Source organism: Flavobacterium sp. R1_16 (assembly GCF_057652095.1).
In genome coordinates this window covers 114,932-128,408 of record NZ_JBYFCG010000004.1, presented here as the reverse complement: position 1 = coordinate 128,408, position 13,477 = coordinate 114,932, and the positions used below count along the sequence as shown (strand labels likewise).

General features: G+C 34.4%; 6 protein-coding genes. All 6 read left to right on the top strand.

Annotated features, from left to right (window positions below):
• Nucleotides 1-181 precede the first annotated feature (181 nt).
• The 6 genes from AC23L6_RS08345 to AC23L6_RS08320 all read left to right on the top strand — a co-directional run bounded on the left by AC23L6_RS08345 (nt 182) and on the right by AC23L6_RS08320 (nt 13,467).
• Complete coding sequence (locus AC23L6_RS08345; RefSeq protein ID WP_487561710.1) at nt 182-2,479, top strand: NADP-dependent malic enzyme; 2,298 nt, start codon at nt 182-184, stop codon at nt 2,477-2,479.
• Nucleotides 2,480-2,547: 68 nt separating this feature from the next.
• On the top strand, nt 2,548-3,129 hold the full coding sequence (gene ruvA / locus AC23L6_RS08340; RefSeq protein WP_487561709.1) for a Holliday junction branch migration protein RuvA: 582 nt from the start codon (nt 2,548-2,550) through the stop codon (nt 3,127-3,129).
• Between the two features lie 3 nt (nt 3,130-3,132).
• Nucleotides 3,133-10,455, top strand: coding sequence for a T9SS outer membrane translocon Sov/SprA (gene sov, locus AC23L6_RS08335; protein WP_487561708.1), 7,323 nt, complete (start codon nt 3,133-3,135; stop codon nt 10,453-10,455).
• Between the two features lie 63 nt (nt 10,456-10,518).
• Nucleotides 10,519-10,899 (top strand): glycine cleavage system protein GcvH, encoded by a 381-nt coding sequence (gene gcvH, locus AC23L6_RS08330; protein ID WP_487561707.1) that lies wholly within the window; start codon nt 10,519-10,521, stop codon nt 10,897-10,899.
• Complete coding sequence (locus AC23L6_RS08325) at nt 10,889-11,281, top strand: VanZ family protein (protein ID WP_487561706.1); 393 nt, start codon at nt 10,889-10,891, stop codon at nt 11,279-11,281. The genes gcvH and AC23L6_RS08325 overlap by 11 nt, the downstream gene beginning before the upstream one ends.
• Before the next feature lie 65 nt (nt 11,282-11,346).
• Nucleotides 11,347-13,467, top strand: coding sequence for a gliding motility protein RemB (locus tag AC23L6_RS08320; protein WP_487561863.1), 2,121 nt, complete (start codon nt 11,347-11,349; stop codon nt 13,465-13,467).
• Nucleotides 13,468-13,477 lie beyond the last annotated feature (10 nt).

Here is a 13,477-nt window from a genome sequence, read left to right as displayed (position 1 = left end):
GTGCAAAAAACATTTTCTTGAAAAACACTCGCAAAAAAACACCATAAATTAGGTTGAAACACTTCCTGATTTTTACTGCTGTTGAAGAACATCAACAAAACTGTGCAAAACTATCTCCCTAAAAATTTCCTTTTTACATTGAGACTTTTACCTTTGTAGGTCGAAACATAATTATACCATCATGGATAAGAACAGTAAAAGAAGCGAAGCTCTATTATATCACGCCAAACCCACACCCGGAAAAATTAAAGTAGTGCCTACTAAAAAGTATGCCACCCAAAGAGATTTATCTTTGGCCTATTCTCCCGGTGTTGCTGAGCCTTGTCTAGAAATAGCTAAAGACGTTAATGATGTTTATAAGTACACTGCAAAAGGAAATTTGGTCGCAGTAATCACTAACGGAACAGCCGTTTTAGGTTTGGGAGATATAGGACCTGAGGCTTCAAAACCAGTGATGGAAGGAAAAGGATTGCTGTTCAAGATTTTTTCAGATATTGATGTTTTCGATATTGAAATCGGAACCAAAGATGTAGAAGAGTTCATTCAAACGGTAAAAAATATTGCGCCAACTTTTGGAGGAATTAACCTTGAAGATATAAAAGCTCCAGAATCATTTGAAATAGAAAAACGTTTGGTGGCAGAGTTAGATATTCCTGTCATGCATGATGACCAGCACGGTACAGCTATCATATCTTCGGCAGCATTAATCAATGCTCTAGAGCTTGCCAATAAAAAAGCCGAAGACGTAAAAATGGTAGTGTCAGGAGCAGGTTCGGCTGCAATCGCTTGTGCAGATTTATATGTTTTATTGGGAGTAAAAGTCGAGAACATTTTGATGTTCAATAGCAAAGGACTTTTGACAAAAAATAACCCAGCACTTTCAGAATTACAACAAAAATATGCTCAAGACATCGAGCCAATATCTTTAGAAGAAGCTCTGAAAGGAGCAGATATTTTTCTAGGATTATCTTCAGGAGATTTGATGACTCCAGAGATGTTATTAGGAATGGCAGACAATCCAATCGTTTTTGCCATGGCAAATCCTGATCCTGAAATCAATTACAATCTTGCTATTGCCACCAGAAAAGATATTATTATGGCTACTGGTCGTTCAGACCATCCTAATCAGGTGAACAACGTTCTTGGTTTTCCTTATATTTTTAGAGGAGCCTTAGATGTTCGCGCTACAAAAATTAACGAAGCTATGAAAATGGCTGCGGTTCGCGCCTTGGCAGCTTTGGCGAAACAACCCGTTCCTGAACAAGTAAATATTGCCTATGGTGAAACCAAACTTGTTTTTGGACGCGATTACATTATTCCAAAACCATTCGACCCAAGATTAATTACAACCGTAGCACCTGCTGTAGCAAGAGCGGCGATAGAGTCGGGAGTTGCGTTACATCCTATCGAAGATTGGGAACGCTACGAAGATGAGCTAGCAGAGCGAATGGGCTCTGATAATAAAATGGTTCGCCTCTTAACCAATAGAGCCAAAAATGATCCAAAACGTATTATTTTCACAGAAGCAGATCATTTAGATGTGCTAAAAGCGGCTCAGATTGTTATGGAGGAAAAAATAGGATATCCTATTTTGCTTGGCAATAGAGAAGTTATAGTCGAACTCAAAAAAGAAATAGGTTTTGATGCAGAGGTTCCCATTTTTGACCCAAAAATGAAGGAAGAAGATGCCAGAAGAATGCGTTACGCTGAAATTTTTTGGAATTCAAGGCAGCGAAGAGGAATTTCATTACTAGATGCACAAAAATGGATGCGTGAGCGTAATTATTTTGGTGCGATGATGGTAAATGAAGGAGAAGCAGACGCATTGGTTACAGGATATTCCAGAAGTTATCCATCGGTAGTGAAGCCTATGATGCAATTGATTAGCAAAGCACCTGGGATTTCTATTTTTGCCACTGCAAACATGATGTTAACCAATCGTGGTCCAATGTTTTTATCAGATACCGCTATAAACCCAAACCCTTCAGCAGATGATTTGGCTAAAATAGCTCTTATGACAGCTAACACGGTTAGGATGTTTGGTATGGAACCCGTAATAGGAATGGTATCGTATTCTAATTTTGGATCATCCAATAATGAGAGCACCTCAAAAGTTAGAGAAGCGGTAGCCTATTTGCACAAATATTTCCCAGATTTAGTTGTCGATGGTGAAATTCAAGCTGACTTCGCTCTAAATTCAGATATGCTAAAAGCGAAGTTTCCCTTCTCAAAATTGGCGGACAAAAAGGTAAACACTTTAATTTTTCCAAACTTAGAATCAGCAAATATTACCTACAAATTATTGAAAGAATTGTACAAAGTAGATTCAATTGGGCCAATAATGTTAGGTATGGAAAAACCAGTACATATTTTTCAATTGGGCGCAAGCGTTGAAGAAATGGTAAATATGGCTGCTGTAGCGGTGGTAGATGCACAAGAAAAAATGAGTAGGTTGAACGATTTTGATATAAAGATATAACACATAGTTTAGGGATACGAATCCTAATAGAAGTTTTTTGTTATATTTGGCATAATACTAACGTACTTATGATAGCACACATACAAGGAAAATTAATTGAAAAATCACCTACAGAGGTAGTTATTGACTGCGGAGGAGTTGGTTATCATGTTAATATTTCCTTGCATACGTATTCTTTACTACCACAGTCTGAAAACATCAAATTGTTCACTTATCTTCAAATAAAGGAAGATGCGCATACCTTGTTTGGTTTTGTTGAAAAATCCGAAAGAGAAATTTTCAAGATGTTGTTGTCCGTTTCAGGAATTGGGGCGAGTATTGCCAGAACAATGTTATCTTCACTAGAACCTAGACAAATTATTCAAGCATTGGCTGTTGGAGATATCGGAACCATTCAATCTATAAAAGGAATCGGGAATAAAACGGCACAGCGGGCAATATTAGATTTAAAAGATAAAGTGGTAAAATTGTATGATTTAGATGAAGTTTCAATACATCAAAACAATACAAACAAAGATGAAGCGTTATCTGCATTAGAGGTTTTAGGTTTCAATAGAAAATTGGCAGAGAAAGTAGTTGATAGAGTACTTAGTGTCGACACACAAGCTTCAGTAGAATCAATTATAAAACAGGCGTTAAAAAATTTATAATACTTGAAAACAGATTACATAAAAAAAATAAACTTTCTTCTAAAAAACAGGAGTTTTCTGTTGTTTTTCTTTATTAGTTTTGGAGTACAGGCACAGGAGAATGGACAAGTCACAGATACTGTAAAAAAAGGATATGATGTAGGAAAAGTAGAGTTCAAAAATCCGCCAAGTATTTTAGAAGCTTACACCTATGACCCAGTCACCGACAGATATGTTTACACGAATACTTTTGATGGATTCAACATTAGCTATCCTATAATTTTAACTCCTAAAGAATACGAAAAATTAGTTTTGAGGGAATCAATGCGCGAGTATTTTAAGAAAAAATCAGACGCTATTGATGGTAAAAAAGAAGGAGCTGAAGAAGCTAAAAAAGATTTATTACCCAGATATTATATTAATTCAGGTTTTTTTGAAACTATATTCGGGAGCAATACCATCGATGTTAAGCCTACAGGTTCTGTTGAGGTTGATTTAGGTTTCCGTCATTCTAAACAGGATAATCCATCCATTTCGCCCAGAAATAGGTCGACTACTACTTTTGATTTTGACCAAAGAATCAGCATGAGTTTGGCTGGAAAAGTAGGAACACGTTTGAATGTGAATGCTAATTATGATACAGAGTCAACATTTGCTTTTCAAAATCTAATAAAACTCGAATACGCTCCAACTGAAGATGATATTATTCAAAAAATCGAAGTCGGAAACGTAAGCCTTCCTTTAAATAGTTCTTTAATTCGTGGAGCCCAGAGTTTATTTGGTGTTAAGGCCCAATTGCAATTTGGAAAAACAACCGTCACTGGAGTATTCTCTGAGCAAAAATCGCAAACTAAAACTGTAACCGCTCAAGGAGGAGGAACCATACAAGACTTTGAATTATTTGGTTTAGATTATGATGCCGATAGGCATTTCTTTCTTTCACAATATTTTAGAAATAAATACGATGCTTCTCTAAAAAATTACCCTTTTATTGACAGTAGAGTACAAATTACTCGAATTGAAGTTTGGGTAACCAACCGTCAAAATAGAATAAATACAACTAATAATAATTTAAGAAATATTATTGCTTTGCAGGATTTAGGAGAAGCACAATTAACAGACTCTAATAAAAATCCAATTAGTGACGATAAAATTATAGCACTTAATACCATTCCAGCAGGATTTTTTAATGTAGATGCAGATACTCCTGTAGACAACAAGAACAATGACTTCGACCCTGGATTGATAGCTACTGGAGGAGGATTGTTAAATGCTAATATTAGAGAGATTGCTACAGCTGGTGCGGGTTTTAATACAATAACAGCAATCGAAGGGCAAGATTATTCTAAATTGGAAAATGCAAGAAAATTAAATGCTAACGAATACACATTCAATACCCAATTAGGATATATATCTCTACAACAACGATTGGCAAACGATGAAGTGTTGGCAGTGGCCTATCAGTATACAGTGGGGTCAGATGTTTATCAAGTGGGTGAGTTTGGAACAGATGGAGTAGATGCTACACAAGCAGGAGCTATAGACCCTACAACAGGAGAACCTGCAACAATAACCTCTCAGACATTGGTCTTGAAAATGCTGAAAAGTAACCTAACAGCTGTAGAAAAACCAATTTGGAATATCATGATGAAGAATATTTATCAAATTCCTGGAGCTTACCAATTAGACCAAGAAGATTTTAAGTTCAATATACTCTATACTGATCCTTCTCCTTTGAATTATATTACTCCAGTTGAAGGCACTCCATTTCCTATTCCAGACCCTTCAAAACCAGAGGACAAAGTTGCAGAAACGCCTTTATTGAAAGTTTTTAATGTTGATAAATTAAATGTTAACAATGACCCACAAGCTGGAGGAGATGGTTTTTTTGATTTTATTCAAGGGTTAACTGTTGATACTCAAAACGGAAGATTAATTTTTACTACTGTTGAGCCTTTTGGTAAATTATTATTTGAGAAATTGAGGACAGATGCTGCTCAAAATTATGATGGCGATCAGAATTCTTCTATTGATTTTAATCCAAATCAGAAAAAATATGTTTTCAAAAACATGTATAGGCAAACTCAAGCTGCAGCCTTACAAGAAGGAGATAAAAATAAATTTCAGTTAAGAGGAAAATTTAAATCAGCTGGCGGCGACGGAATTCCAATAGGTGCTTTTAATGTGCCTAAAGGTTCGGTTGTTGTAACAGCAGGTGGAAGAGTTTTACAAGAAGGAATAGATTATAGTGTAAATTATCAAGCAGGAAGAGTACAAATATTAGACCCTTCGCTTCAAGCTTCAAACACTCCAATACAAGTTTCGGTTGAGAACAATTCAGTTTTTGGTCAGCAGACAAGAAGATTTATGGGATTGAATATCGAACATAAATTTTCAGAAAAATTCTTAGTAGGTGCTACCTATTTAAAAATGACTGAAAGACCTTTGACCCAAAAATCCAGATACGGTCAAGAGTCTGTAAACAATACTATTTTTGGGGTCAATACCAACTTTTCAACAGAGGTTCCTTTCTTTACTAGATTAGTAAATAAATTGCCTTTTATGGATACGGATGTTCCATCTAATATATCATTTAGAGGTGAAATAGCATTCTTAAAACCAGATACTCCTAAAGCAGATAAATTTAATGGAGAATCTACTATATACGTAGATGATTTTGAAGGTTCACAAACTACGATTGATTTGCGTTCTCCATTTTCATGGAGCTTGGCTTCGGTACCCGTAAAAGATGCCGAAAGCACATATAACGATTTTGGTGCTGATTTTAATGATATAAAATATGGCGATAAACGAGCAAAATTGAGTTGGTATTCCATTGACCCAATTTTTTACCAACAAAGACCTTCAGGAATTTCTACAGATGACTTATCACTAAATAAAACGAGACGAGTATACAGCGAGGAATTATATCCAGTAACTGATGTAGCCATTGGGCAAACTCAAGTAATTAATACTTTAGATTTAACCTATTATCCAAAAGAAAGGGGGCCGTACAATAATAATCCTTTAGCAGCAGGGACAAATCTTTTACCTAATCCCAAAGATAATTTTGGAGGGATTATGCGTTCGCTAAATTCAACTAATTTTGAGTTAGCCAATGTTGAATACATTCAATTTTGGGTTATGGATCCATATGTTGGGAATGGTGCTTTACCTCAAAATAGTACCAATACAGGTAAAATTTATTTTGATTTAGGTTCTATTTCGGAGGATATATTGAAAGACGGAAGGAAACAGTTTGAAAATGGTTTGCCAGAAGCAGGCTCTAATCAATTGACATATCCAACAATATGGGGGAAAGTGCCCGCTTCACAATCACTCGTATATGCCTTTGATACAAGCGAAGGAAATCGAGCAGTTCAAGATGTCGGTTTAGACGGTTTGACAGATGAAAAAGAAGGTGAAATTTATACAAACTTTGCAGGACTATCAGATCCAGCTGCAGATAATTATCAATATTTTTTAGATGCTCAAGGTGATGTATTGCAACGTTATAGAGGTTTCAATGGGACACAGGGCAATTCTCCTGTGAACCTTACCACTGATTCTAGAGGAAATTCAACCGTGCCAGATGTTGAGGACATCAACAAGGATAATACCATGGATGGTTTTAACGCTTATTATGAATATAGCGTTGATATACAACCAGGAATGAAAGTTGGAACATCAAAATATGTAACTAACGTATTAGATACAGAAGCGGCAACTCCTGGAGCTTCTTTTGGAGAGAAAACTCCAGTTAGATGGATTCAATTTAAAATTCCCGTGGCTCAGTTTGAAAATAAAATAGGTCCTATAACTGATTTTAGGTCTATTCGTTTTATGAGAATGTTCATGACTGGTTTTGAAGATGAAATTACTGTTCGTTTTGGGGCATTAGATTTGGTGAGAGGTGAGTGGAGAAGATATACTAACACTTTAGATGCTGAAACTACTGAGGAAAATAATTTAGACACAACAGATTTTGATGTACAATCAGTAAATATTCAAGAAAACGGTGAGCGGCAACCAGTGAAATACGTTTCACCTCCTGGAGTTGTTAGGGAACAGTTGTATAACAATAATCAAGTAATCAATCAAAACGAGCAATCTTTGTCTTTAAGAGTTACAGGAACTGGTCTTGAAACCGATGATTCAAGAGCGGTATTCAAGAATGTGAGTGTCGACATGAGACAGTTCAAGAAGCTACAAATGTTTGTTCACGCAGAGGCGTTGACAGAAGATACTTCTCCATTGCAAAATAATGAGATGATAGGTTTCATTCGTTTTGGGAATGATTTCACTGAAAATTTTTATCAAGTAGAAATTCCTTTAGGTATTACTCCTGCTGGAGCCTCAACATCTGAAACAGTATGGCCTGAAGCTAATAATATTGATTTGCCATTGGCATTATTAACCGAATTGAAAATATTATCTCGTAGCGCTCCGCCATTAGGACCAAATGAAATTTATTATAAAAACGAGAATGAGTTAGATTCTTCTCGTCCGAATAAACTGAAATTAGGGGTTAGAGGAAATCCAAACTTTGGATTGGTTCGAATGTTGATGGTAGGGGTGAAAAATAATACAAAAGGAGGTTCTAATCCCAACGGAAGTCCATTAGTGCCAAGAGAAATAAAAGGAGAAGTCTGGTTTAACGAACTTCGATTATCACAAATGGACAATAATGGAGGTATGGCAAGCGTGGTAAGTTTAGATGCAAATTTCGCTGATTTTGCAACTATATCGGCTTCTGGAAAATTAAGCACAATTGGATTTGGTACATTAGAGCAAGGACCAAATGAACGTAGCCGTGAGGATATTCAGCAATATAACATAGTCACCAATCTAAGCTTAGGAAAGTTAATGCCAAAGAAATGGGGTATTAATCTTCCCTTTAATTATTCCATTGGAGAGGAAACGATTACACCTCAATACGATCCATTTAATCAAGATATTAAGTTACAACAATTACTTGATGTTACAGAAGACTCTAGAGAAAGAGAAAATATTAGACAGCGAGCTATTGATTATACAAAAAGGAAAAGTATCAATTTTATTGGAGTAAGAAAAGAAAGAGGAACCAATCAAAAACAGCATATTTACGACCCTGAAAATCTTACATTGTCACATTCGTATAATGTAGTGGAGCGACATAATTTTGAAATTGACAATTATACAGACCAGCAAGTAACTACTACTGCTGATTATACGTATTCTTTTCAGTCAAAACCCATAGAACCGCTTAAGAAAGCCAAATTCATGAAAAAAAGTGAATATTGGAGATTGTTAAGCGATTTTAATTTTAATTATCTGCCTTCAAATATTTCTTTTAGCTCCAATATTAACAGACAATACAACAGACAACAATTTAGACAAGTTGAAGTAGAAGGAATTCCTTTGGATCCTTTATACCGAAGAAATTACATGTTTAATTATCAGTATGGGTTTAATTATAATTTGACCAAGTCTCTAAAAGTAAATTATAGTGCTTCATCAAATAATATCATCAGAAATTATTTGGATGAAAACAATCAGCCTCTTAATGACGTTGCCCTTTTTACTGATTATTGGAATACGGGAGACCCCAATCAGCATACACAACAACTGGTTGTTAATTATGATTTACCAATAAATAAAATACCTTTATTTAGTTTTCTGAAATCCACATATTCTTACACAGGTGATTATAATTGGCAAAGGAATACTACTTTATTGCCAGGTTACGATTTAGGTAATACCATTCAAAACGCAGGGTCACACAAATTGAACAATTCATTCAACATGGATTCTTTTTACAAATATATTGGGTTAACTAAAAAAGCAAACAGACCAACGGCAAAACCAACTGTAGCGCCAAAACCAGGTCAAAAAATAGTAAATACAAATGTCGCTCAATCAAATTCTAATCAAAATGTTTTTGTGAAAGGATTGATAGGTGTTCTTACAAGTGTAAAAAATATTCAAGTTAATTATACTGAAAATAAAGCCACTGTTCTTCCGGGTTATACTCCAGGACTAGGTTTTTTTGGTTCTACAAAACCAACTTTAGGGTTTATTTTTGGTAGTCAAGACGATATACGATTTGAAGCTGCTAAAAATGGTTGGTTAACCAATTATCCTGATTTTAATCAGAATTTTACTCAAACCATAAGCAAGACTTTAAACATGACTGCTAATATTGATTTATTTCCCGATTTTAAAATTGATTTGTCAGCCGATAGAACCTATATTGATAATTTTTCTGAACAATATGATGTTACAAACGGACAATATAATTCTAGGTCGCCTTACAATTTTGGGAATTTCAACATTTCAACAGTATTGATAAAAACAGCCTTTGCTCGAAGTGATGAAAATTATTCAGCTCCATTTGAAGAATTGAAAAGTAATCGTTTAGTTATTGCAGATCGATTGGCACAAAATTTTTATGGAGGTTCAACAATTCCAAGATATGGCGATGCCGCTCACCCAATTCCAGGACCAACAGATCCTAATTATGCTATTTATGTTGCAAATCAAGGTTACCCAATTGGATTTGGTAGAAATAGTCAAGCTGTTCTACTACCTTCATTCTTAGCTGCTTATTCTGGCAGCAATGCTTCTGGAATTTCTCTAGACGCCTTTAGAAATATTCCTATTCCAAACTGGGTTGTTAAATATAGTGGATTAATGCGTTATACTTTTTTCAAAGAAAAATTCAAGCGTTTTTCTCTACAAAGCAGTTACAAAGCATCATATACTGTTAATTCATTCCGATCTAATTTTGAGTACGATAAAGCACCTTCAGGATACAAATCCGATGGAAGTTTAAATGCGGATTCAGGAGGAAATTTGTTTAGTAAAGTTTTGATTTCAAATATCAATCTTGTAGAACAATTTAATCCATTACTTCGTTTGGATTTTGAAATGAAAAATTCTGTAAAAATTCTAGCTGAGATGAAAAAGGATAGAGCACTATCTATGAGTTTTGATAATAATCTTTTGACAGAAGTTAGAGGTCTTGAATATGTTTTTGGTTTTGGGTATAGAATTAAAGATGTTATTTTTTCATCTAAACTAGCCGATAACCCTTCGGGAATTATTAAGAGTGACATTAACATAAAAGCAGATGTTTCTTATAGAAATAGTCAAACTATAGTTCGTTATTTAGATTACAATAACAACGAGCTATCTGGAGGACAAAACATTTGGTCAGCCAAGCTAACAGCAGATTATTCGTTTAGTAAAAATTTAACCATAATTTTCTATTATGACCATTCATTCTCTAAAGCTGTGATATCAACCTCTTTCCCAATAACAAATATTAGAGGAGGTTTTACAATGAGATATAATTTCGGAAATTAAGATTATAAATAAAAAGGATAGGCTACATTTGTAATCTAGTAAAAAAGTAAATTAAGTAATACAATGAATATACCATCAAATTTAAAATACACTAAAGACCATGAGTGGGCACTTTTAGAAGGTGATATTGCTACAATAGGAATAACCGATTTTGCGCAAAAGGAACTTGGAGATATCGTTTATGTCGAAGTGGAAACCTTAGATCAAACATTGGAAAAAGACGAAGTTTTTGGAACAGTAGAGGCTGTTAAAACGGTTTCTGATTTATTTTTACCGATGACTGGAGAAATAATTGAATTTAACGATTCTTTGGAAAGTAACCCAGAAAGTGTAAATACCGATCCTTACGGAAAAGGTTGGATGATTAAAGTAAAAGTTGCCAATGTAAACGATTTTGAAGAATTACTTTCAAGTGAGGCATATAAAGAACTTATTGGCGCATAAGCACTTCTATCTTTGGCTAGCCGAATTTTGGACCTTGCTTATTGCGGTATTGTGTTTAGAGAATTCGAAAAAATTGCCGAGCATCGGAATTAAATCTGCTGATAAGTACGTTCATTTTACGTTTTATTTTGTTTTTACCATTTTATGGTTTTTATACCTAATAAAAAAGAACAATTATATTAAAAATACAGTCAGTCGAGTTTTGATTAAAGTATTTTTAGCTGCTTTTCTCTATGGTGTTTTAATAGAAATTGCGCAAACAGTATTTACTGTAAGTAGAAAAGGCGATGTGTTGGATGTACTAGCGAATACAACGGGTTCTGTTTTTGCCGTAATTTTGATACGGATTTTTACAAATACGGTATCAAATAATGAAAAATGAAAATTGTCATTTATCTAGCTTTATGTTGAACATTATATGTTAAAAATAGTATTTCAAAGTCTATGATGAATAAATACATACCTTCTTGTTTGTTTCTATTGTGTTTCTTCTTTTCTCAAGCTCAAATTGCCAAGAAAAGTCCAGACCAATTTCCTGTTTTCCCCAGTTGTGAGAATCAATTTGACAAAGCGTTAGAGAATTGTTTTTTTACTGAGGTACAGGATTTTATTTATTCAAATTTTAAAGTTCCAGATAATTTAGTGCAAACCAATTATAAAGGAACGGTTAGTGTACTTTTTGAGGTGAATGAAAAAGGGAAGTTCAATGTACAGTATGTTGATGCCGTTGATGATGAGTTAGTAAAAGAAAGTAAAAGAGTTTTTGAAAAATTCCCTGTTATTGGACCGCCAACATATAATGGGAAACCAATCTATTCTAAATACACTATAAAAATTAGCATACCACAAAAAAGTCCAGAGCAGATTGCAGCAGAAAATGATTCCATAAAGAAAGCAGAAGCTAAAAACTTTTATAAAAATAAAGATAAAGAATTGCCAGAATACGACAGTATTGTATATCATAAATTCAAGAATCCAAAGTTTCAAAGTCATTTAAACATTCCTTTCTCGCATAGCTATTATGCTCAATTTGATGCAGCAATGAATCAGTTGGGAGCCAATAATCATACCGCTTCAAAGCCTTTTACTTATGCTGAGGTTTCGAGATATTATAACCTTAAAGAAGCTAATGATAAACTATTAAAAACCAAATCAGACTGGTGGGGAAGAAAACTGTGGAATGAGAATACTGTAGAGATTCAAGGAGAAGGATATTGGTTTACCATGAATCCTATTTTTGATTTACAAAAAGGGATAAGCAATCCTAGTGTTTCTAAAAGTACATATCTAAATACGAGAGCAATACAAATACAAGGTGGACTGGGCGAGCAGTTGAATTTTACTACAACAATATACGAAAGTCAAGGTCGTTTTGCAGATTATGTAAACAATTATGCCATGTCAATAGGCGCTAATGGCGATCCCAATGCAGCTGTAATACCGGGAATTGGAATTACTAAAAATTTCAAAACAGATGCTTTCGACATGCCTCTGGCCGAAGCCAATTTAACTTTTACACCTAATAAATTTATTGATTTGCAACTAGGGTATGGAAGAAATTTTATAGGCGACGGGTATCGCTCACTGATTACTACAGATGGAGTTAGTCCCTATCCTTTCTTTAAAATCAATACTAGTTTTTGGAAAATCAAATATACCAATACCTACATGTTCTTGAAAGATGTTCGTCCTGAAGTGACTGTAGAAAGAACTTATGCTACCAAGTATATGGCCAATCATTATTTGAGTTGGAATGCTACTAAAAGATGGAATATTGGTTTTTTTGAATCGGTGGTATGGGCAAACACAAACAATAGAGGTTTTGATATGAGCTTTGTCAATCCAATTATATTTTATCGCTCAGTGGAATTTTCCTCTTCGGCACGTTCAGGAAATGCTTTGCTAGGACTTACAAGTAAATACAAATGGGACAACCAAATCAATTTTTACGGACAGTTTTTAATAGATGAATTTTCGTTCAACGATATTAAAAATGTAAATAATAGCTGGAAAAATAAATTTGGATATCAATTTGGGGCTAAATATTTCAATGCTTTTAATGTCGAAAATTTATTGTTGCAAGTGGAATTCAATCATGTGAGACCCTATGTATATTCTCACAGCGATCCCTTGACAAATTATGCACACACTAATCAAAGTTTGGGTCATCAATGGGGAGGAAATTTCAAAGAGTTTATTGTTGTTGCTCGTTATCATAAAGGACGATTTTTCTCAGATGCTAAAATCACTTCAGGCGTTCGAGGATTGGATTTTAATACGGAAGAGGATTCTAAAAATTACGGTGCAGATATTTATAAAGATTATGATATTGATAGAGCTAGAGATGCCAATGTAAAAATTGGTCAAGGGAACAAAACCAATATTTTTATCGCCGATGTACAAGCTGGTTATTTAATTAATCCGCAAACCAACCTAAAGTTTTTCGGAAGTTTTGTCTACAGAAATTTCAATCCCAATACAGAAACCGAAACCACTTTTAAATCCGATACGACTTGGTTCTCTATTGGGTTGAGATGTGATATTTTCAATTGGTATTTTGATTATTAAGTCGGTTAAT

What these genes read in the sequence shown, in the direction of transcription:
- AC23L6_RS08320 (WP_487561863.1), top strand. Translation starts at nt 11,347, where the DNA reads ATGAATAAATACATACCTTCTTGTTTGTTTCTATTGTGTTTCTTCTTT.
- AC23L6_RS08345 (WP_487561710.1), top strand. Translation starts at nt 182, where the DNA reads ATGGATAAGAACAGTAAAAGAAGCGAAGCTCTATTATATCACGCCAAA.
- gcvH (WP_487561707.1), top strand. Translation starts at nt 10,519, where the DNA reads ATGAATATACCATCAAATTTAAAATACACTAAAGACCATGAGTGGGCA.
- ruvA (WP_487561709.1), top strand. Translation starts at nt 2,548, where the DNA reads ATGATAGCACACATACAAGGAAAATTAATTGAAAAATCACCTACAGAG.